The sequence below is a fragment of the Streptomyces sp. NPDC087428 genome (assembly GCF_044744085.1).
Taxonomy (GTDB): domain Bacteria; phylum Actinomycetota; class Actinomycetes; order Streptomycetales; family Streptomycetaceae; genus Streptomyces.
In genome coordinates this window covers 412,573-435,805 of record NZ_JBIUXR010000008.1, presented here as the reverse complement: position 1 = coordinate 435,805, position 23,233 = coordinate 412,573, and the positions used below count along the sequence as shown (strand labels likewise).

Annotated in this window: 9 protein-coding genes; 4 read left to right on the top strand and 5 right to left on the bottom strand. The window is 72.5% G+C overall.

Annotation, left to right across the window (positions count from 1 at the left end):
- The coding region (locus ACIO3R_RS19735; RefSeq protein ID WP_402107142.1) for a type I polyketide synthase at nucleotides 1-1,992 on the bottom strand (1,992 nt) is incomplete at its 3' end.
- Nucleotides 1,993-2,058: 66 nt separating this feature from the next.
- Entirely contained in the window at nucleotides 2,059-15,786 is a 13,728-nt protein-coding gene (locus tag ACIO3R_RS19730; RefSeq protein ID WP_402107139.1) for a type I polyketide synthase, read from the bottom strand.
- Nucleotides 15,787-16,077: 291 nt separating this feature from the next.
- On the opposite strand from ACIO3R_RS19730, the gene ACIO3R_RS19725 reads away from it, so the two are divergent.
- Both ACIO3R_RS19725 and ACIO3R_RS19720 read left to right on the top strand, forming a co-directional pair.
- Nucleotides 16,078-16,452 (top strand): nuclear transport factor 2 family protein, encoded by a 375-nt coding sequence (locus ACIO3R_RS19725; protein WP_363020705.1) that lies wholly within the window; start codon nucleotides 16,078-16,080, stop codon nucleotides 16,450-16,452.
- A gap of 67 nt (nucleotides 16,453-16,519) precedes the next feature.
- Nucleotides 16,520-17,416 (top strand): DUF4440 domain-containing protein, encoded by an 897-nt coding sequence (locus ACIO3R_RS19720; RefSeq protein ID WP_402107136.1) that lies wholly within the window; start codon nucleotides 16,520-16,522, stop codon nucleotides 17,414-17,416.
- Nucleotides 17,417-17,493: 77 nt separating this feature from the next.
- On the opposite strand, the gene ACIO3R_RS19715 is transcribed toward ACIO3R_RS19720, so the two are convergent.
- Entirely contained in the window at nucleotides 17,494-18,072 is a 579-nt protein-coding gene (locus ACIO3R_RS19715) for a hypothetical protein (RefSeq protein ID WP_402107133.1), read from the bottom strand.
- A 226-nt stretch (nucleotides 18,073-18,298) separates the two neighbouring features.
- Between ACIO3R_RS19715 and ACIO3R_RS19710 the strand changes: the two genes are divergently transcribed.
- The gene (locus ACIO3R_RS19710; RefSeq protein WP_402107130.1) at nucleotides 18,299-19,474 is read left to right on the top strand and encodes an acyl-CoA dehydrogenase family protein; all 1,176 of its coding nucleotides are present in this window, start codon (nucleotides 18,299-18,301) and stop codon (nucleotides 19,472-19,474) included.
- Between the two features lie 173 nt (nucleotides 19,475-19,647).
- Here ACIO3R_RS19710 and ACIO3R_RS19705 read toward each other — a convergent pair whose 3' ends face one another.
- Together ACIO3R_RS19705 and ACIO3R_RS19700 are read right to left on the bottom strand one after the other, a co-directional pair.
- Nucleotides 19,648-20,538, bottom strand: a complete 891-nt coding sequence (locus ACIO3R_RS19705) for an NAD(P)-dependent oxidoreductase (RefSeq protein ID WP_402107127.1) — start codon at nucleotides 20,536-20,538, stop codon at nucleotides 19,648-19,650.
- Nucleotides 20,539-20,722: 184 nt separating this feature from the next.
- Nucleotides 20,723-21,271 (bottom strand): flavin reductase family protein, encoded by a 549-nt coding sequence (locus tag ACIO3R_RS19700; RefSeq protein WP_385029135.1) that lies wholly within the window; start codon nucleotides 21,269-21,271, stop codon nucleotides 20,723-20,725.
- 274 nt (nucleotides 21,272-21,545) lie between these two features.
- Between ACIO3R_RS19700 and ACIO3R_RS19695 the strand changes: the two genes are divergently transcribed.
- Nucleotides 21,546-23,150 (top strand): aspartate aminotransferase family protein, encoded by a 1,605-nt coding sequence (locus ACIO3R_RS19695; RefSeq protein WP_385029132.1) that lies wholly within the window; start codon nucleotides 21,546-21,548, stop codon nucleotides 23,148-23,150.
- The last annotated feature ends 83 nt before the right edge of the window (nucleotides 23,151-23,233 follow it).

Sequence of the window (23,233 nt, the reverse complement as noted above, 5' to 3'; positions counted from 1 at the left end):
CTCCAACGACAACACCCCCGACACATACGCAGCCACCAACTCACCCACCGAATGCCCCGCCACCCACGCCGGAACAACACCCCACGACCCAACCAGCCCGAACAACGCCACCTCAAACGCAAACAACGCCGGCTGCGTCCACCCCGTCCGATCCAACCGCCCCCCACCACCCACCCCAAACATCACCTCACGCAACGACCCACCCAACAACGGATCCAACACACCACACACCTCGTCCAACACCCGCCCGAACACCGGAAACCCCACCGCCAGCTCACGACCCATCCCCACCCACTGCGAACCCTGACCCGAAAACACCAACCCCACACCACCACCCACCCCCGAAGAGGTGTGGAGGCCGGGGTCGCGCAGTGCTTCGAGCAGCGCCTCGCGGCCCGTTCCGACGGCCACCGCACGGTGGCCGAGCGCGGCGCGGCCGGTGGCGAGGGTGTAGGCGACGTCCAGCGGTTTCAGGCCGGGGTCCTGCCCGACGTGGGCGAGCAGCCGCTCCGCCTGGGCCGCGACGGCCCGGGGCGTACGGCCGGACAGCAGCCAGGGCAGTGCCGGCACGGGCACGGAGGGCGTCCCGGCCGTCGGCTCCGCGGGGCTCTCCGCCGGGGCCTCCTCCACGATGACGTGGGCGTTGGTGCCGCCGAATCCGAACGAGGACACACCCGCCCGGCGCGGCCGGCCCGTGGACGGCCACTCCCGTGCCTCCGTCAGCAGCTCGACGGACCCACTGGACCAGTCGACCATCGGCGTCGGCTCGTCCACGTGCAACGTCCTCGGCATCACCCCGTGCCGCATCGCCTCCACCATCTTGATCACACCACCCACACCCGCAGCCGCCTGCGCATGACCGATATTCGACTTCAACGACCCCAGGAACAAAGGTCGTTCACGCCCCTGCCCATACGTGGCCAGCAGCGCCTGCGCCTCGATCGGATCACCCAAACGCGTCCCCGTACCGTGCGCCTCCACCACATCCACCTCACCCGGCGACAACCCCGCATCCGCCAACGCCCCACGCACCACCCGCTCCTGCGACGGACCGTGCGGAGCCGTCAGACCATTACTCGCACCGTCCTGATTCACCGCACTCCCCCGCACCACCGCCAAAACCCGATGCCCGTTACGCCGCGCATCCGACAACCGCTCCACCAACAACAACCCCACACCCTCCGACCACCCCGTACCGTCCGCACCCGCCGCGAACGACTTGATACGGCCGTCGGGGGCGAGGCCCCGTAAGCGGGAGAACTCGACGAACGCCACGGGTGTGGACATCACCGTCGCCCCGCCGGCGAGGGCGAGGTCGCACTCGCCGTTGCGCAGGGCGTTCGCCGCCAGATGCAGTGCCACCAGGGAGGACGAGCAGGCGGTGTCCACGGCGACGGCCGGGCCCTCGAAGCCGTAGGTGTACGACAGCCGGCCGGCGGCGATGCTGCCAGCACTGCCACTGAACAGATATCCCTCGACATCCTCGGGCGGCAGATGGGGGCGCGAGCCGTAGTCGCTGTACATCAGCCCGGTGAACACACCGGTGCGGGAGCCACGGAGGGCGGTGGGGTCGATCGCGGCGCTCTCGAAGCTCTCCCACGCGGTCTCCAGCAGCAGCCGCTGCTGAGGGTCGATCGCGGCGGCCTCCCGGTGCGAGATGCCGAAGAACTCCGGGTCGAACCGGTCGGCCTCGTGCAGGAACCCTCCCTCCCTGGCGTACGACGTGCCGGTGCGGTCGGGGTCGGGGTCGTACAGGGCGTCCAGGTCCCAGCCACGGTTCTCGGGGAAACCACTGACCGCGTCCGTCCCCTCGGCGACCAGGCGCCACAGGTCCTCGGGCGAGCGGACACCGCCCGGATAGCGGCACGCCATGCCCACGATCGCTATCGGCTCGTGGCGCCTTTCCTCCACCTCCCGCAGCTGCCGACGTGCCTCCCGGACATCGGCGACGGCCTTCTTGAGATAGCCGCGGAGTTCTTCCTCGCCCGCCATGTTGCGTCAACTCCCGTTATAAGTTGGTGTGTTCGGATCGATTGGGGTGCCGGGCCCTGGACCTGCTCAGTCCCGCTCGTCCACGAAGGCGAAGAGTTCCTCGTCCGTCGCCGACTCCAGGTCGTCGTCCTCGGGGTCACCGATGGCGCCGGCCGCCGCGTCGGCCGCGACGAGAAGTTCGCGCAGCTGAGCGCTGATCCGGCCGTGGGCGTCCGGGTCCGCGGCGGCGGCCGCGACGACGGCCCGCAGCCGGGACAGTTCGGTGAGCACGGCCGCGTCGGGCGTGGGCTCCTCGACGACGAGCTGCCCGGTGAGGTACGCGGCGATGGCCTTGGGGGTCGGCTGGTCGAAGACGAGGGTGGTGGGCAGCCGCAGCCCGGTCTCCAGGCCGAGCTGGTTGCGCAGTTCCACGGCGGTCAGCGAGTCGAAGCCCAGTTCCTGCACGGGCCGGTCGGCGTCGATCGCCGTCGCGTCGGTGTGGCCGAGTACGGCGGCCGCCCGGTCCCGCACCAGGTCCGTGAGCAGCCGGTCCCGCTCGGTGGCGGACAGCGGCGCGAGCCGTTCGGCCAGCGTCGGGCCGCTGTCCGGCCCGGTGCCGGAGACCGCCCGGGGTTTCCTGGCCGGGGTCCTGACGAGGCCGCGCAGCACCGCCGGAACCTGTTCACCGGTCCGGCCGCGCAGGGCGCGGACGTCGAGCCGGGTGACGGCGAGGGTGCTGTCGCCGGCGGTGGGTGCGGCGTCGAACAGGGCCATCGCGTCGTCGGTGGCCAGCGGCAGCAGCCCGGAGCGGGTGAGACGGCGCAGGTCGGTGTCGGCGAGGTGCCCGGTGATGGTGCTGGACTGGTCCCACAGGCCCCAGGCCAGGGAGAGTGCGGGCAGGTCGTGGGCGCGGCGGTGTGCGGCGAGCGCGTCCAGGAAGGTGTTCCCGGCCGCGTAGTTGGCCTGCCCCGCCGTACCGAGCAGACCCGCGACCGAGGAATAGAGGACGAAGGCGCTCAGGCCGAGATCACGAGTCAGCTCGTGCAGGTGCCAGGCCGCGTCCACCTTGGGACGCAGAACGGCCTCCAGCCGCTCACCCGACAACCCCTCAATCGTCGCGTCGTCCAGCACACCCGCCGTGTGCACCACACCCGACAGACCCCCACCCACCCGGCCCACCAGCTCCGCCAACTGCCCCCGGTCAGCGACATCACACGCCTCCACGACCACCGACACCGCACCCAGCTCAGTCAGCTCAGCCACCAACTCCGCCACACCGGGCGCATCCGCACCCCGCCGACTCACCAGCACCAACTCCCGCACCCCGTGCACACGCACCAGATGCCGGGCGAGGACGGCTCCCAGCGTTCCGGTGGCGCCGGTGATGAGGATCGCGCCGTCGCCCCATACCGGGGCCGCCGGTTCATCCGCGGCCGGCCGGATCCGGGCCAGCCGCGGTACGAGGAGCCCGTCGCCGCGGACCGCGACCTGCGGTTCCCCGCTCTCCACGACCCCGGTCAGGGTGGTGGAGAGCCGTCCGGGGTCGTCGGTGTCGACGAGCTGGACGCGTCCCGGGTGCTCGGACCGGGCCGAGCGCAGCAGACCCCACAGCGGCGCGTGCACCAGGTCGGTGACGTCCTCGTCCGGCGCGGTGGCGACGGCGTGGCGGGTCACGGCGACGAGCCGGGTGCCGGCGAGCCGGTCGTCGGACAGCCAGGCCTGGACGTCCGCCAGGGCGGCTCGGGCCGCGGTCCGGGCGTCCTCGGCCACAGCCGCGTCGGAACCCGGTTCGGCGAGGTACGGCAGGATCAGCACGGTCGGCACCGGCGCCCCCGCGTCCAGTGCCAGGACCAGGGCGGCGGGGTCCGCGTACGAGGTGACCCCGGGCCGCAGGCCGAGGGCGTCCGCTCCCCCGGCCCCGAGCACCGCCCAGCCGTCGGCCGCACCGACCGTTCCGGTGCCGTCCAGCGGCGTCCAGTCGATCCGGAGGAGCCCGTCGGACCGCGCCGGGCCACCGTCCAGGGCTCCGGCCCGCATGGGGCGCAGGGCCAGCTCCCGTACCGAGGCGAGCGTCGTGCCCTGCTCGTCGGCGACGGTCACCGCGACGACCGGGGACCCGGCTTCGGTGCCGGTGCGGGTGAGCCGTACGCGCAGGGCAGAGGCGCCGGTGGCGCGTACGGAGACGCCGGACCACGAGAAGGGCAGCAACGGGTCGCCGGTCTCCTGGGCGACACCGGGCAGCAGCGTGTGCAGCGCGGCGTCCAGGAGGGCCGGGTGGATCAAGAACCGTTCGGCGAGGGGCTGTTGGCCGGCGTCCAGCGCCACGTCCGCGTACAACGCGTCGCCCTCGGTCCACAGCCTGCGCAGATTGCGGAAGCCTGGCCCGTAGACGTAGTCCTGGGCGGCCAGTCGGTCGTACGCGCCGTTCAGGTCGGTCTCGGTGGCGCCCGGCGGCGGCCAGGCCGTGAGATCCGCTTCGGCGTCCGGGGTCCCGTCCTCGGCGTGCAGTGTGCCGTGGGCGTGGAGCGTCCACCCGTCCTCGGCCGGGTCGTCATCGGGACGGGAGTGGATCCGCAGGGGTCGCGCTCCGGCGGCGTCCGGTGTGCCCACGGTCAGCTGGAGCTGACGGGCGCCGCGGCCCGGCACGGTCAGTGGTGCGGCGAGGGTCAGTTCGCCGACCGCGGGCGAGCCGGTGCGTTCTCCGGCGGCCAGGGCCATTTCCAGCAGGCCGGTGCCGGGCACGAGCACGGTGCCGGCCACGGCGTGGTCGGCCAGCCAGGGGTGGGTGTGCAGCGAGAGGCGCCCCGTGAAGACGTGCTCGTCGCGGGCGGCGAGGGGCAGCCCGGCGCCGAGCAGCGGATGGCCGGCGGCGGACAGGCCGAACCCGGCCGCGTCGCCCACGGTGACGGGTGCGTCCAGCCAGTAGCGCTGCCGCTGGAAGGCGTAGGTGGGCAGCGCGGTGCGCCGGGCGCCTGGGAAGACGGTCTCCCAGCGGGGCCGGGCCCCGTGGGCGGCGAGCAGGCCGAGCGCCGAGACGAACGTCCGCGGCTCTGGGCGGCCGCGGCGCAGGGTGGCGGCGACGGCGCCGGCCTCTCCGGTCAGCGACTGCTGGACCAGCGCGGTCAGCACCCCGTCCGGCCCCAGCTCCAGCCACTCGGTGACACCACGGCCCTCCAGCAGGCGTACGCCGTCCAGGAAGCGGACCGCCCCACGGATGTGCCGCGTCCAGTAGTCGGGCGAGGCCAGTTCCTGCGGTGTGGCGATGTCGCCGGTGAGGTTGGAGACGACCGGGATGCGGGGCGCCCGGTAGGTCAGTCCGGCGGCGACGGCGCGGAACTCGTCGAGGATCTCCTCCATGTGCGGCGAGTGGAAGGCGTGACTGACCGGCAGCCGCCCGGTCCGGGCGCCCTGCCGCTTGAAGAGGTCCGCGATCTCCTCGACGGCGTCGGCGTCGCCGGAGATCACTGTGGAACGTGGGGAGTTGACCGCGGCGACGTCCACCCGGCCGCAGTACGGTACGAGCGCGGTGCGCACCTCGTCCTCCACCGCCTCGATCGCCGCCATGGCCCCGCCCTCCCGGGCGGCCTGCATCAGCCGGCCTCGTTCGACCACCAGGACGGCGGCCTCCGGCAGGTCCAGGACACCCGAGAGGTGGGCGGCGGTGACCTCGCCCACGGAGTGGCCGAGCAGATAGTCCGGGGTGAGGCCGTGGTGCTCTGCGAGCCGGAAGAGGGCGGTCTCCACGGCGAACAGCGCGGCCTGGGTGAATGCCGTCTGGTCGATCAGCGCCGAGTCGGCGGAGTCCTCGGGGGCGAACAGCACCGACTTCAGCGGCCGGACCAGTTCGCGGTCCAGGTGAGCGCAGACGTCGTCGAGTGCGTCGGCGAAGACCGAGGAGGTCTCGTACAGCTCCCGGCCCATGCCCAGTCGCTGCGAGCCCTGTCCTGTCAGCAGGAACGCCGTCTTTCCGCGCGCTGCTGGGGCGGCCCGCAGCACCGTTGCGGCGTTCTCGCCGCGGGCCAGTGTGCCGAGCCCGTCGAGGAGTTCGGCGCGGTCACCGGCCACGACGACCGCCCGCCGGTCGTGCAGTGCCCGCGTGGTGACCAGGGAGTGGCCGATGTCCGCGAGGTCCGCCTGAGGGTGCGCGGTCAGATGGGCGAGCAGCCGTCCGGCCTGCGCCGCGAGGGCGGGCTCGGTGCGGGCGGACAGGAGCCAGGGCGCGGCACCGGACGTCGGCCCGGCCGGCCGGGAGGGATCCGGCCGGGGTGCGGGTTCGGGTTCGGGTTCTTCGATGATGACGTGGGCGTTGGTGCCGCTGATTCCGAACGAGGACACACCTGCCCGGCGCGGACGGCCCGTGGACGGCCACTCCCGTGCCTCCGTCAGCAGCTCGACGGACCCACTGGACCAGTCGACCATCGGCGTCGGCTCATCCACGTGCAACGTCCTCGGCATCACCCCGTGCCGCATCGCCTCCACCATCTTGATCACACCACCCACACCCGCAGCCGCCTGCGCATGACCGATATTCGACTTCAACGACCCCAGGAACAAAGGTCGTTCACGCCCCTGCCCATACGTGGCCAGCAGCGCCTGCGCCTCGATCGGATCACCCAGGCGAGTGCCCGTGCCGTGCGCCTCCACCACATCCACCTCGTCCGGCGACAGGCCCGCGGCTGCCAGCGCCTCACGCACCACCCGCTCCTGCGACGGACCGTGCGGAGCCGTCAGACCATTGCTCGCACCGTCCTGATTCACCGCACTCCCCCGCACCACCGCCAAAACCCGATGCCCGTTACGCCGCGCATCCGACAACCGCTCCACCAACAACAACCCCACACCCTCCGACCACCCCGTACCGTCCGCACCCGCCGCGAACGACTTCGACCGGCCATCGGGCGCCAGCCCCCGCTGCCGCGAGAACTCGATGAAGACGTGGGGTCCGGCCATGACCGTGACCCCGCCGGCGAGGGCGAGGTCGCACTCACCGTTGCGCAGGGCGTTCGCCGCCAGATGCAGCGCGACCAGGGACGACGAGCAGGCCGTGTCCACCGTGATGGCCGGGCCCTCGAAGCCGTAGGTGTACGACAGCCGGCCCGACACCACGCTGGAGAGGTTGCCGGCGAGCAGGAAGCCCTCGTACTCTTCGGGGCTCGCGGCCAGCCGCGAGACGTAGTCGTCGTACATGGCGCCGACGAACACCCCTGTCTTCGAGCCGCGCAGCCCGGTCGGGTCGATCGCGGCGCTCTCGAAGCTCTCCCACGCGGTCTCCAGCAGCAGCCGGTGCTGGGGGTCCATCGCGGTCGCCTCGCGCGGCGAGATCCCGAAGAACTCACGGTCGAAGCGGTCGGCCTCGTGCAGGAACCCGCCGTGCCGGACGTAGGAGGTACCGGTGCGTTCCGGGTCGGGGTCGTACAGGGCGTCCAGGTCCCAGCCACGGTTCTCGGGGAATCCGCTGACCGCGTCCGTTCCCTCGGCCACCAGGCGCCACAGGTCCTCGGGCGAGGAGACCCCGCCCGGATAGCGGCACGCCATGCCCACGATCGCTATCGGCTCGTCGTCGGCGGCCCGGGTCGTCGGCCCGCCGGTGCCGGCCGTGACCGTGGTGGGGACGAGCCGGGACAGCACCAGGTCCGCGACTCCTTGGGGCGAGGGGTGGTCGAAGACGACCGTGGCGGGCAGCCGCAGCCCGGTGGCGGTGTTCAGGCGGTTGCGCAGTTCCACCCCCGCGAGCGAGTCGAAGCCGATCTCCTTGAACGCCCGCTTGGGATCGAGGCGTTGGGGGTCGATGCGCCCGAGGACACCCGCGACGGTGCTCCGCACCAGGTCGAGGACGGTCTCGCGGCGCCGCTCCTCGGGGAGCGCGGCCGTCCGTGCGGCCCAGTCGCCGCCGGACGACGCGGCGGTGACCGCGGTGGCCGCGGTGCGCCGGGGACGGGTGCGGACGAGTCCGCGCAGCAGTGCCGCGGGCTCGGCTCCGGCCGTGTTCAGGAGGGCCGGGTCGAAGGCGGCCGGGACGCGCAGGGCGTGTTCACCGGACGCGGCGTCGAAGAGTGCGAGGCCGCGCTCCGGGGACAGCGGACGGATGCCCGTCCGGGTCCAGCGGGCCAGGTCGGTCTCGCCGAGGGTGCCGCCCATGCCGTGCGTGGGGTCCCACAGGCCCCAGGCCAGGGAGAGTGCGGGCAGGCCGTGGGCGCGGCGGTGCGCGGCGAGCGCGTCCAGGAAGGTGTTCCCGGCCGCGTAGTTGGCCTGCCCCGCCGTACCGAGCAGACCCGCGACCGAGGAGAAGAGGACGAAGGCGCTCAGCCCGAGATCACGAGTCAGCTCGTGCAGGTGCCAGGCCGCGTCCACCTTGGGACGCAGAACGGCCTCCAGCCGCTCACCCGACAACCCCTCAATCGTCGCGTCGTCCAGCACACCCGCCGTGTGCACCACACCCGACAGACCCCCACCCACCCGGCCCACCAGCTCCGCCAACTGCCCCCGGTCAGCGACATCACACGCCTCCACGACCACCGACACCGCACCCAGCTCAGTCAGCTCAGCCACCAACTCCGCCACACCGGGCGCATCCGCACCCCGCCGACTCACCAGCACCAACTCCCGCACCCCGTGCACACGCACCAGATGCCGGGCGAAGAGGGCGCCGAGACCACCGGTGCCACCGGTGATCAGGACGACGCCGTCGCCCCACGCCTGGGCCGGGCCGCCACCGGCGGCACGGGCCAGCCGCGGCGCGCGCAACACTTCTTCACGCAGGGCGAGTTGCGGCTCGCCGGAGTCGAGTGCGGCGGCCACCCGCGGGTCGTCGTGGCCGAGCACCGTGTCGGTGTCGAGGAGCACGATCCGGCCCGGATGCTCGGACTGCGCCGTACGCGCCAGCCCCCATAGGGGCGCGGCGTCCAGGGCCGTCACGTCCTCGCCAGGAGCGGTGGCGACCGCGCCCCGGCTGACGAGAAGGAGCCGTGAGCCGTCAAGGCGGGTGTCGCCCAGGAACCGCTGGAGCAGACCCAGGAAGGCGGTGGCCGACCCGCGCGCGGCGCCGGGCAGCTCATCACGCGGGTCGGGGCCACTCGCGGCGAGGTGTTCCGCGCGGGCCAGGAGGACGTCCGCCTGCGGCAGTTCGGGTCCCGTGACCTCCGCGACGCTCCGCACCCCGGGCTCGGTGTGCTCGGGTGCCGTGACCGGCGGCCACTCCACGTCGTACAGGTCGTCCGTACGACGGACGGCGGACGCGGAGAGCCGGTCGGCCGTGACGGGCCGCAGGGCGAGGGCCTCCACGGACACCACGGCCGCGCCGGCCGGGTCGACCGCGGTCAGGGTGTAGGTGTCGGTCCCGGCCGGGGCGATATGGACGCGCAGCGAGGTGGCACCGGTCGCGTGGAGTCGGGTGCCGGTCCAGGCGAACGGCAGCCTGATGCCGTCGGCCGCCCCGTCGGCGCCCGCGGCGTGCAGCACCAGGGGGTGCAGGAGCGCGTCGGCGAGCGCGGGGTGCAGGCCGAACCGTTCGGCCGCCGGGTGCTGGTCGGCGGGGAGGGCGACCTCGGCGTACAGCTCGTCGCCGGACCGCCACAGCGCGGTCAGCCCCTGGAACACCGGGCCGTACCCGTATCCGAGGGTGGCCAGGCGGTCGTACACCCCGTCCAGCGGCTGTGCGACCGCCTCGGCGGGGGGCCATTCGCGCGTCGTGGCGGGCGGGGTGCCCGCGTCGTCGGCCGTGGCGAGGATGCCGGACGCGTGGCGGGTCCACGGCTCGGCTTCGGCGGCCCCGTCGTCGGGGCGGGCGTGGATCGTGAAGCCGCGTGTGCCGGACGGCTCCGGTGCGGCGACGGCGACCTGGACGCGGACCGCCGTGCGCTCGGGCAGCACCAGCGGTGCTTCCAGGGTCAGTTCGTCGACCCGGTCCGTTCCGGCGCGGCTGCCTGCGGCCAGGGCAAGTTCGAGGAACGCGGTGGCGGGCACGAGCACGGTGCCGCCGATGGCGTGGTCGGCCAGCCAGGGGTGGGTGTCGGTGGAGAAGCGCCCGGTGAACAGCAGGTCGTCCCGTCCGGCGAGGTCGACCGCGGTGTGCAGCAGCGGATGTCCGGCCGGGTCGAGGCCGAGGCCGCGCGCGTCGGTGGGAGCCTGCGGCGCGAGCCAGTAGGGGGTGCGCCGGAACGCGTACGTCGGCAGGTCGACGCGTCGTCCGTCCGGGTGCAGGGTGCCGCCGTCCAGTGGGGCTCCGTGGAGCCACGCGGACGTCAGCCCGGCGATGAGGGTGCCCGGCTCGGGGTGGCCCGACCGCATGAGGGGGACGGCCGCAGCGGTGTCGCCGAGCGCCGTACGGGTCAGCGAGGTCAGCACCGCGTCGGGGCCGGCTTCGACGAAGACGGTGGCACCCTGCCGGACGAGGGCGCGCAGGGCGTCCAGGAACCGGACCGGCCTGCGGATCTGGTCCGCCCAGTAGCCCGGCGCGGTGAGCTGCTCGGGGGTGGCGAGCTCGCCCGTCACGGTCGAGACGATCGGAATCCGCGGCGCGTGGAGGGTGAGGCTCTGTGCGACCGCGCGGAACTCGTCGAGGACGTCGTCCATGTGCGGCGAGTGGAAGGCGTGGCTGACCTGGAGGGCGCGGGTCCGGCGCCCTCGGGCACGCCAGCGTTCGGCGAGCTCCTCGGCGGCGTCCTCGTCACCGGAGACCACGACGGAGGACGGCCCGTTGACGGCCGCCAGCGCGAGCCGACCGCTCAACGCCTCCAGGTCGGCGCCGAGTTCGGCCTCCTCGGCCTCGATCGCGACCATGGCTCCGCCGGCCCGCGCGGACTGCATCAGCCGGCCGCGCGCGGCGACCAGCCGGGCCGCGTCGGGCAGACTCAGCACGCCGGCCGCGTGCGCGGCGGAGATCTCTCCGATCGAGTGGCCGGCCATCAGGTCGGGCACCAGGCCATGGTGCCCGGCGAGCCGGAACAGGGCCGTTTCCACCGCGAACAGCGCGGGCTGGGTGTACGCGGTCCGGTGCAGCAGCTCGGCCTCCGGGCTGCCCTCGGCGGCGAACATCACCTCCCGCAGGGGGTGTTCGAGGTGCGGGTCGAATGCGGCACAGACCTCGTCGAGTGCGTCGGCGAAGACCGGGGAGGTCTCGTACAGTTCCCGGCCCATGCCGAGGTGCTGGGCACCCTGGCCGGTGAACAGGAACGCCGTCCGACCGGCCCCGGCGGCGCTTCCGGTACGCACCTCGGGCGCCTGCTCCCCGGTGGCGAGGGCCGCGAGTGCGGCGAGCAGGGCTTCGGTCGTCCCGCCGCTCACCACGGCCCGCTCGGGCAGCGCCGTCCGGGTGACGGCCAGGGACCAGCCGATGTCGGCGGGCGGCACGTCCGCTTCGCCCGCGAAGCCGCGCAGCCGTGCGGCCTGGGCGGCGAGGGCCTCCGGGCTGTGAGCGGAGAGGAGCCATGGGCCTGTGGCAGCGGGCAGTTCGCTTCCGGGGCGGGGTGCGGTCGCGGGTGTGGGTTCGGGTTCTTCGAGGACGACGTGGGCGTTGGTGCCGCTGATTCCGAACGAGGACACACCCGCCCGGCGCGGCCGGCCCGTGGACGGCCACTCCCGCGCCTCCGTCAGCAGCTCGACGGACCCACTGGACCAGTCGACCATCGGCGTCGGCTCATCCACGTGCAACGTCCTCGGCATCACCCCGTGCCGCATCGCCTCCACCATCTTGATCACACCACCCACACCCGCAGCCGCCTGCGCATGACCAATATTCGACTTCAACGACCCAAGAAACAAAGGCCGTTCACGGTCCTGCCCATACGTGGCCAGCAGCGCCTGCGCCTCGATCGGATCACCCAAACGCGTCCCCGTACCGTGCGCCTCCACCACATCCACCTCACCCGGCGACAACCCCGCATCCGCCAACGCCCCACGCACCACCCGCTCCTGCGACGGACCGTGCGGAGCCGTCAGACCATTGCTCGCACCGTCCTGATTCACCGCACTCCCCCGCACCACCGCCAAAACCCGATGCCCGTTACGCCGCGCATCCGACAACCGCTCCACCAACAACAACCCCACACCCTCCGACCACCCCGTGCCATCCGCACCCGCCGCGAACGACTTCGACCGGCCATCGGGCGCCAGCCCCCGCTGCCGCGAGAACTCCACGAACATGCCGGGTGAGGACATCACCGTCGCGCCGCCCGCCAGGGCGAGGGTCGTCTCACCGGAGCGCAGCGAGCGGACGGCCAGGTCCAGGGCGACCAGCGAGGACGAGCAGGCCGTGTCCACCGTGACGGCCGGGCCGATCAGGCCCAGGTGGTAGGCGATGCGGCCGGAGAGCACGCTCGGCGTGGTGCCGGTCAGCAGGTGGCCCTCGACCGTGTCGGGCGCCTCGTGCATGCGGGGCCCGTACTCCAGCGCGGTGGCGCCGACGAAGACGCCGGTGCGTGTGCCCTTGAGGGCTGCCGCGTCGAAGCCGGCCCGTTCGACGGCTTCCCAGGCGGTCTCCAGCAGCAGGCGCTGCTGCGGGTCCATGGCCAGCGCCTCGCGCGGCGAGATCCCGAAGAAGTCGTTGTCGAAGAGGGCTGCGTCGTGCAGGAACCCTCCGTCGCGGACGGCGCTGTGGCCGCTCGCGGAGGTGTCGGGGTCGTAGAGGGCGGCGTCCCAGCCACGGTCGTCGGGGAACCGCGAGACGGCGTCCGTCCCCTCGGCCACCAGGCGCCACAGGTCCTCGGGCGAGGAGACCCCGCCCGGATAGCGGCACGCCATGCCCACGATCGCTATCGGCTCGTCCGGTACGGCGTGGGACGCGAGGGCGTCGTCCTCCGTCCCGGCTCCGCCGAGCAGGGTGTTCAGGTGCTCGGTCAGGGCGGCCGGGGTCGGGTGGTCGAACAACAGGCCGCCGGGAAGCTTCAGGCCGGTGGCGGCGGACAGTGCGTTGCGCAGCTCGACCGACATCAGCGAGTCGAAACCCAAGTCCTTGAATGTGCTGTGCGTCTCGACCCGGCGTCCCTCCGGATACTCGAGGACGGCCGCGATGCGGTCGAGGACCGCAGCGGTGGTGTCGGCGCCGGTCGCGGTCCCCGGCAGCGGAGGGCGGGGAGCGGCCTGTGGGGCGGGCTCCACGAGCGCCGCGGCGCGGGCCGTGCCGTCGATCCAGTAGCGCTCCCGCTGGAAGGGGTAGGTGGGCAGGGTCACGCGGCGCCCGTCGGCCTGTGCGTGGACGGCTGCCCAGTCGACGTCCGTGCCACGGACGAAGGCGGCGGCGAGGGCGGCGAGCAGTGTGCGCGCCTCCGGGCGTCCCGCGCGCAGGGCGGCGAGCGGCGCGGTGGTGTCGGTGTCACGCACGCAATCGGCGGCCATCGTCGCGCAGACCGTGTCGGGGCCGAGTTCCAGCAGGGTGGTGGCGCCCTCGGCCTCCAGGGTGCGTACGGCGTCCAGGAACCGCACCGGGTGGCGCACTTGCTCGACCCAGTAGTCGGGTGATGTCCACAGGCCGGCCTCGACCGGTTCGCCGGTCACGGTCGACACGGCGGGGATCAGGGGCTCGTGGAAGGTCAGGTCCGCGACGACGTGTCGGAAGTCGTCCAGCATCGGCGCCATCAGCGGGGAGTGGAAGGCGTGCGAGACGGCCAGCCGCCTGATGCGGCGGCCGTCGGCGGCGAGGCGGTCCGCGATCCGGGTGACCTCGTCCTCCGCGCCGGACAGCACCACGGAGCGGGGCCCGTTGACGGCCGCGATCGCGACGGTCTCCCCGCCCTCGATCAGGGGCAGCACCTCGTCCTCTGCGGCCTGTACGGCGACCATGGCTCCGCCGGTCGGCAGCGCCTGCATCAGCCGGCCGCGTGCGGTGACCAGACGGGCCGCGTCGGGCAGCGAGAGCACGCCCGCGACGTGTGCGGCGGCGATCTCGCCGATGGAGTGACCGGCGACGAGGTCGGCGCGCACTCCCCAGGACGCCACCAGCCGATGGAGGGCGACCTCGACGGCGAACAGGGCGGGCTGGGTGTACCCGGTGTCGTCCAGGCCCGCGCCGGTGTCGATCACCTCGGCGAGCGGCCGGTCCAGGAACGGGTCCAGGGCCGCGTACACCTCGTCGAGGGCGGCGCCGAACGCCGGGAAGGCGGTGCGCAGTTCGCGGCCCATGCCCAGGCGTTGCGCTCCCTGGCCGGTGAACAGCAGGGCCGTGCGGCCGGGGCGGGCGGTTCCGCTGACGACATGCGTGCGGGTGCGGCCCGCGGCCAGCGCGTCGAGTCCGGCGGCCATGCCGTCGCGGTCGTCGGCGAGGACGACGGCGCGGTGGGCGAAGACGGTGCGGGTCGCGGCGAGCGACCGGCCCGCGTCGACCGGGTCGGGTGCCGGATCACTACCGAGGGCGTCACGCAGGCGGGCCGCCTGGTCGCGAAGGGCGTTCTCGTCTCGGGCGGACACCACCCAGGGCAGCAGACCGGCCGCGGAGCCGTCCCCCGCCGTCGGCTCCGCGTCACCGGCATCCGCGACAGCGGCCAGGTCCGGACGGCGCGGGCCCTCCTCCAGCACCACGTGGGCGTTGGTTCCGCCCATGCCGAACGAGGACACGCCCGCGATCAGCTGCCGTTCCGGTTCCGGCCAGTCCGTCGCCTCGCGCTGCACCTGAAGGCCGAGGGCGGCGAGCGGGACGGCCGGGTTGGGTGTCTCGAAGTTCAGGCTCGGCACCAGGCGGCGACGGCTGACCGCGAGCACGGTCTTGACGAGGCCGGTGATGCCCGCCGCGCCCTCGAGATGGCCGACGTTGGTCTTCGCCGAGCCCACCCGCAGCGCAGGTCCGCCGGCCCGGTCCGCGCCGAGCACCGCGCCGAGCGCCGCGGCCTCGATCGGGTCACCGACCGGGGTTCCCGTGCCGTGGAGTTCGACGTACTGCACCTGGGCCGGGTCGACGCCGGCCCGCTCGTACGCCTCGCGGAGCACCCGCTCCTGGGCGGCCTGGCCGGGGACGGTCAAGCCGGGGGTGGCACCGTCGTTGTTGACGGCGCTGCCGCGGATGACGGCGAGGACCGTGTCGCCGTCGTCGAGGGCGCGGGACAGTGGCTTGAGGACGACGGCGGCGCCGCCCTCGCCGCGGACGAACCCGTTGGCGCGTGCGTCGAACGTGTAGGCGGTGCCGTCCGGGGACAGGCCGCCGAACCGTTCCTCGGTCACCGCGCCCTCGGCGAGGATGTTGAGGTTGACGCCGGCGACGAGCGCCGCGTCGGACTCTCCGGCGCGCAGGGATTCGCAGGCGAGGTGGACGGCGACGAGCGAGGACGACTGTGCCGAGTCCACGGTGAGGCTGGGGCCGTTCAGGCCGAGGTGGTAGGAGACCCGGTTGGCGATGACACCGCGGTTGATGCCGGCCATGGTGTGCTGGGTGACGGCACGGGCCCCGTGCTGGTACAGGAGGGCGGCGTAGTCGTCGCGCAGGGTGCCGACGAAGACCGCTGTGCGGGTGCCGTGCAGCGTCGCGGGCACGATGCCGGCGTGTTCGAGTGCCTCCCAGGCGAGTTCCAGGACGAGCCGCTGCTGCGGGTCCATGGCGACGGCCTCACGGGGGGCGATGCCGAAGAAGGCGGCGTCGAAGGTGTCGACGCGGTCGAGGAAGCCGCCACGCCGCATTCCGGGCACGGTGTCCTCGGGGGCCGGTTCGCCGGTCGCGGACCGCCAGCGGTCCTCCGGGACGTCCGTGACGGCGCTCGCTCCGGTGCGCAGGAGCTCCCAGAACATCTCGGGCCCGTCGGCACCGGGCAGTCGGCACGACAGCCCGACGACTGCGATCGCCTCCGCTTCGTCTCCACGCGTCGCAGGAAATTCGATCCGGTGCTGATTCGTCATCGCGCTCGACTGCCTTTCCAGCTGAATTGTTCAACACGTACGAAAATCCCGAGTCAGGGCCGCAAATCCATTCGATCGTAGGCAGGGGCCTCTCTTCCGGTCTTCAGCAATCGACCTCGAACGGGTAATCGGGTTCATCTCCGGGGTGGACGGAAGCGCGCATGACCGGTGAATTACCGACCGATGGACGACCTGCGGAACGTCACCGCCTAGCTTCGTTACGGATATCCCGGATGCCGATCGTTCAAGGCCCGGAACGCCGACTACCGAAAAGGCAGGTCGACTCTTCCTATGTCTCAGCTGGAGAATCTGAAAAAGCACAACGCACAATATGTCGAGGCGTTCAACGCCGGCGACTTCGAAGCCATGGACGCCTTCTACACGGACGACGCCGTGGCCGTCTGGGAGCCCGGTGTCCCGCTGACCGGGCAGGCGCGGCGGGACGCCCAGCGGGAGTTCCTGGCCCGCAGTCCGAAGATCAGTACGTCGACCCGGGACGCGTTCGTCGCCGACGACACCGCCCTGCTGATCGTCGACTGGGTGATCGAGACCGTCGACGACGAGGGCCGGCCGGAGCGGCTGACGGGCATCGGCGTCGACGTCCTGCGGCTGGGCACCGACGGTGTCTGGCGGTACGCCGTCGACGACCCGTACGGGCAGAAGTAGCGTCGGCGCCCAGCCCCCAGGCCTTCCGCCCCGGCCTCCACGCCTTGCCCTGTCCCTCGGTCATCCCGTGGAAGACAGGAAACACATACACGGCACCACTGACCTGGAGTCGGCGCCGCGACGCCCTTCGCGCCGCACCGCACTCAAGGCCGCGGGAGCTGCCTCACCGGTCACCGCGCCCGCGTTCGCGGCCGCTCCGGCCCTCACCGACGGCACCGGCGCGGGCGAGGAAGCAGCGCACGACCGGGGCAAGGCCTCGTACGCGCGCGGGGGCTGGGGCCTCCGCAAGCCCTGCCGGCTCACCTCGCTCTGCCCGGAGGCCCTCGCGGCCTGCGGCCGGGTCGCGTTCGCGAGCGGTGACCTGGCCAACGGATGGCCGGACTTCCTCGACGGCGCGGTCGAGTCGGGCCTGCACGCGGCCGGGCAGCCGCTCGGCCCGGAGTCGCGGAAGCCTCCCGGCCGACGAACCCGAGCAGGAACAACCGCACGTCCCTTCCCGTTCCAGTCACCTTCACAGAGAGGCGGGCCGGTCACCATGGCCTACGACTTCAGCACCGACTTCGACCCCGAGAACCCGGATCTCACCAGCGACACCGACACCCAGAACGAGATCTTCCTGCAGGCGTTCAACAGCGGTGACGGCGCGATATTCAACAGCCTGTACCGCGAGAACTCCGTCTCCAACTTCTCCGGCGAACCGCTCACCGGCGCCGCGCGGCTGGCGTTCTTCAAGGAGTTCCTGGCTGCCAAGCCGTCGCTCAAGGCGGAGGTCACGCACGCCCACGTCGCCGGGGACGTGGCCCTGATCGGCGTCGAGTACAGCATCGACACCACCGGTAAGGACGGCGAACCCGTGCACCTGGAGGGCGTCTGCACGGACGTCCTGCGCCGCGGCGACGACGGCCGCTGGCTGATGGCGATCGACCGCCCGGTGGCCGCCACCGGTCTGGTGGCGGCCGAGTAGCCACCTCCCGACCGTGCACGAGTGCCCCCCTGGACGAACCGGTCCAGGGGGGCACCGCCGTGCCGGGGGCTTTCCGGTCAGCGGACGTCGCCGTACCAGCGCCAGTCCGTCCGGCGGGGCAGGCCGGGCAGCGCCGTACGGCCGGCGCACCACAGGAGCGTGTCCGAGGGACGGTGGCCGGCCGGTGCCGCGGGGAAGAGCCGCTCGACGACCGGTGCGCACAGCTCGTCGTCGAGGCTCGCCTCGATACCGAAGCCCTGGGCGATGTCGCGGCTGTGGACGAGCAGTTCGAGGACGGCGGCCGCGGCGAACGCGGCGGCGTCCCCCGTGCCCCAGGGGTGGAAGGCACGGGCCTCGGAGTCCGTGACACGCAGGGTCTGGGCGAGCAGGGTGCCGCCGACGCGAACGCTCTCCGCGATCTGGTCCGCGGGCGCGGACGGGTCCATCGCGAGGCGCAACGCGATGTACCGGTCGGTGGGCCGGGCCACGAGCAGGGCGGCGTAGCCGACGACCGCCTGGGCGAGGTGATCGACCGTCTCCAGGCTGCTCCAGGTCAGTTCGCCCGCGGGCAGTGACCAGTCCCCGGCACATTTCTCCAGAAGGGCAGCGCCGTCCTGCGCGGCGGCCGAAACGAGGTCGTCCCATCCGTGTGTCATTTCGCTGATCCTGCCAGCCCGCTTCCGCCTTTCCCGGCCCGCCGGGAACCGCCCGCCCATCCGCCGGTCATCGCGTGGTCACCACCGGGTCATTCCGCCCGCCGAATCCCGCTTACCGCGGCGGCCCGCGATTACCCGAGAGAGGCCGGGGATTTCCCGGTGCGGGAAGCGCACCCCATAACGTGAAACGGCAGAGCTCCGATCCCGTGCGACGAGGAGAAGAACCATGACCACCGAAGAAGAATTCGCCTCCGTTCTCGACGGGGTACGCGCCACGGTGCCGGTCCTGCGCCGCAACGGGCAGGAGAGCGAGCAGCGGCGCTGGATCGTCGAGGAGAACATCCAGCTCCTGGAGAAGGCCGGGGTGTTCCGCTCCGCGGTCCCGGAGCGGTTCGGGGGACTCGACCTGAACGTGGCCCAGCAGGCGCGGGTCGTCTCCGAGGTCGCCCGCGGCTGCCCGTCGACCGGCTGGCTCACCATGGTGTGGCTGACCAGCGCCTGGTGCGTCAGTCTCTACCCCGACCGGGCCCAGGAGGAGGTCTTCTCCGGCGGCTCCACCCGGGTGTCGATCGTCTTCGCGCCGACCGGCACCCTGAAGCCGGTGGACGGCGGCTACCGCCTGGACGGCACCTGGCGCTACAACTCCGGTGTCCGGGGCGCCGACTGGGATCTGCTGACCGCCGAGGTGGAGCTGCCGGACGGCTCCCACCAGGAGCTGGTCGCGCTGGTGCCGACCGGCGAGCTCACCGTGGTCGACGACTGGCATGTCTCGTCGGGGGCGGGGACGGCGAGTTGCACCGTGAAGGCCACGGACCTGTTCGTGCCGGCGCACCGTACGGTGCCGCTGGAGGAGGCGATGGTCAGCGCGACTGGCGACCGGTCCAACACCGGTGCCACGGGCCGAAACTACGGTCTGCTCGGTTACATCCTGTCCACGGTCTCCGCGACCCTCATCGGCATCGCCGAGGGCGCGTACGAGCTGTTCCTGGAGCGGGTGCCGGGGCGTGGCATCACCTACACGGACTGGACCGACCAGCGACAGCACCCGGTCACCCAGCAGCAGGTGGCCCTCGCCGCCAACAAGATCGAGTCCGCCCGAGCGCTCTCCGAGCACTGGCAGGAGGTGCTGCAGCGGCGGGCCGACGCCGGCGAGCAGCCCACCGACCGGGAGAAGGCCGTCATCCGCGGCCAGACCGCCTACGCGGACCAGGTGTGCAAGGAGGCCGTCGAGCTGCTGTACGCGGCCAGCGGTGGCTCGGTCATCCGCACCGATGTGGACCTGCAGCGTTTCCACCGCGATATCCAGGGCTTCTCCCTGCACGCCCTGACGCAGCTCGGCGCCAACCTGGAGGTGCAGGGCCGGGTGCTGATGGGCCTGGAGCCGGGGACGTACTTCCTCTGATCCCCCGGCTCGGAGTCCTCTCCCGGGCCGGTACGAACGGGGCCGGTGCGGCGGCCCCCCACGAGCCCGGGGCGCCGTCGGCGTCCCGGGCTCCGGCCCGCCGCGGTTCTCCCGGACGGCACGACGGGCCCGCACCGCCTCCCCGCGGTCGGGCCCGTGACGCGTGGGGCTGTCTACTTCCCGGGGGTACGGAACAGCTCGATCATCGCGGCGTAGCTGTTCCGGTCGAAGCCGTCGGCGAGTGTGCGCTCCATCAGCCCGTGGACGAAGCGCGGCAGTTCGGCGTTGACACCCTGTGCCTCGCTCTCGTGCAGCAGGTGCTTGAGCGCGCCGAAGTGCACCTCCATCGTGGCGTCCCTGGCGGGGTACTCCCCGTCTCCGGCGTCGATCTGGCCGGCGTAGTCCGTGGCGAACACCTTCACGACGTCGATCCACCTGGCCGCCCAGGGCAGGAACTCCTCCGCCCTGACGCCGGCGGTGGACAGCAGGGCGACACCTTGCAGGAAGCTGTTGAGCGTTCCCCACATCACGCCGAGCAGCGACACGTCGTACAGCGAGGCCAGGACGTGGTTCTCGCCGAGGTGGGTGGTACCGCCGCCCAGCAGCCTCAGTGCGGCGCTGTGCTTGTCGTAGGCCTCCTGGGGACCGGCGTAGAAGAACACCGAGTGCTCCTCGCCGACGAGGGCCGGCACCGTCATGACGGCACCGTCCAGGTAGCTGAAGCCCAGTCCCTCGGCCCACGCCGCGTCGGCCCGTGCCTGGTCCGACGATCCGGACGTCAGGTTGGCCACGACTCGGCCGCGCAGTTGGTCGGTCACCGGGTCCAGTACGGCGTGCAGCGCGTTGTTGTCCGACACGCAGACGACGACCAGGTCCGCGGCCGTCACGGCGTCGGCCGGGGTCGCCGCGAGCACCGCCCCCCGGGACACCAGGTCGGCCGCCTTGTCGGCCGACCGGTTCCACACCGTGGTCGGGTGCCCCCCTTTCAGGAATTCGGCGGCGAGCGCCCGGCCCATCAGCCCGAGCCCGATGACCGTCACCGGTGAAAGGTCTTTGTCCGCCATGGAAGACTCCGTTCCGAGAAACGTCGTGAATATTGACGGCTCATGAGAACAGGGACGGAGAAGGAACCGTTCACGGTCATGCAATCAGGCGGTAACGGCCCGGTCATCAACGGTTCATGGAAAGGCCGACGGCTGACCGGCGGAAACGTGGCGCCTTCCCGGCCTCCGGTCCGCCGCCGGGTTCTCAGGCGGCGTCGGTCTCCGGCCTGGCGAACCGGCCGTCGACGAAGAGCAGTCCGCGGCCCTCGGTGAACCGGCCCGCGCCCACCACCGTGCCGATGAAGACCGTGTGGTCGCCGAAGGCGTGCGCGGCCGTCAGCTCGCATTCCAGCCAGGCGAGCGAGCCGCCCAGCAGCGGGGCACCGGTCCGGGCCCCCGGGGACCAGGGGACGCCCTCGAACTGGGCGGCGCCCAGGGTGCGGTCCTTGTCGGCGAAGTGCCGGGCGAGCTTCTCCTGGTCGTCGCCGAGTATGTTGACGGCGAACCGCCCGGCCGAGGTCAGGGCGCCGTGCATCACCGCACCGTGCCCCACGCTGCAGAGCACCGACGGCGGTTCCAGGGACACCGAGCTGAAGGCGTTGGCCGTCATGGCGTGCGGCTCCGGTCCGCCCACGGTGATGACCGTGACTCCGGTCGCGAAGCGCGACACCACGGAGCGCAGCACCGACGGGGTCACCTCGTCGTGCGCGGGCGGGCAGATCGCGGGGCCGAGGCCGGCGGGCGCGGAATTCATTCCGTATTCTCCGATCCGTTTCGGGTTTGTCGCACTGTTTCGCAAGGCGCATTTCGCGAGGCTCTGTTCTGCGAGACACAGGTCCCGTCCCTCGCCGGAGGTACGGCGACGGCGGGCCCGCATTCTTCAACGTACCTCCGGGTTTTCCGACGGCTTCTCATCCACCGGTAATCGCCCGGTCCCGCTCCCGGCGCGGGAGACCGGCGACAGTCCGCCGCGGGAGCGAAGAGCCGCCAGTGACCGGCCGCTGACCCGACTGGCGCAATCTGAGGGCATGGACATCAAGAATTCCGAGGCGGACGCGCCGGAACTGGCCGAACCGTACTTGCGCGAAGTGCTGGGCATGGCTGGTTTGGCCGTCGAGTACGTGCGCGCCGAGGGCAACACGCTGTACAGGCGCGACGAGGACGGTGGCGAGATCCCGGTCGCCGACTTCGCCGGCGGCTACGGCTCGGTGCTGCTCGGCCACAGTCAGCCGGACATCGTGCGCCGGGCCCGGGACCTGCTGGAGGCGGGGACGCCGGTGCACGCGCAGTTCTCCCGGCACCCGTACGCCAACGAGCTCGCGGCCGCACTGAACCGGATCGTGCACCGCGAACTGGGCACCGCGGAACCGTACTTCGCGATCTTCGGCAACAGCGGAGCGGAGGCCGTGGAGGCGGCCGTCAAACACGCGGAACTGGACCGCGTCCTGCGGATCGCCGCGCTCCGCGAGGAACTGGGGCGGAGCACCGCCGCGGCCCGGTCCGCCGTGGCCGCCGGTACGGCCGCTGTCCCGGACGGCGTCCGTGCGCGTCACGGGATCGCGGCCGGGGCGGACCCGGCCGCCGCCCTGGAGGCCCTGGTGGAGCGCCTGGACCGGGACAACGCCGCCCAACTGGACCGGCCGCCGCTGTTCCTGGCGCTGGAGGGCGGCTTCCACGGCAAGCTCGGCCTGACGGTGCAGCTCACGCACAACGAGGCCTACCGCGCTCCGTTCCGGTCCCTGGCCGCGCAGGCCCGGTTCGTGCCGTGGGACCGGCCAGAGACGCTGAAGGAGATCTACGCGCGTGACCGCGGTGCGGTGCGCGAGCTGACCGTGTCGGGAGGGCGGGTCGACGTCGTGGAACGGGAGTTCCCCGTGTTCTGTGCCTTCCTCGTCGAGCCTGTTCAGGGCGAGGGCGGCATCCATGTCCTGGACCCCGGGTTCGCGGAGGCGATCCAGCGGTTCTGCGAGGAGATCGACTGCCCGGTCGTCGTCGACGAGGTCCAGAGCGGCATGGGCCGTACCGGCACACTGCTGGCCTCCTCGCAACTGGGCCTGCGCGGCGACTACTACGTCCTGGCCAAGGCGCTCGGCGGCGGTATCGCCAAGACCTCGGTGATGCTGGTGCGGGAGAGCCGCTACCGGCGGGACTTCGAGATCGTGCACAGCTCGACCTTCGCCAAGGACAGCTTCTCCTGCGGGATCGCCCTGAAGGTGCTGGAACTGCTGGAGGCGGACGACGGCGCCGCGTACCGGCGGGCCGTCGAGCGCGGTGAGGCCCTGCGCGCCACGCTGGAGTCGGTCCGGGCCGACTTCCCCGAGCAGGTGAAGGAGGTCCGCGGGAGGGGGCTGCTGCTCGGCCTGGAGTTCCACGACCAGTCGGCGGCCGCGTCGGCGTCGGTGCGGGCGCTCGCGGACAGCGGGCTGTTCGGCTACTTCCTGGCCGGCCGGCTGCTGCGCAACCACCGGGTTCGTACGTTCCCGACGGCCAGTGCGATCAACACCCTGCGGTTCGAGCCGTCGATCGAGCTTCCCGATGAACACATCGAGCGCCTCGGCACCGGGCTGCGGGATCTGTGCCGTCTCCTGCGCGACGGGGACGGCGAGAGTCTGGTGGGGGCCTCGGCACCCTGATCCGCCGTGCCGCAGCGGCTCCGGCCCGCTTCCCAGCCACCGTCATATTCGCGTTCGTTCGAACGACACCGGCGTTACCGTCC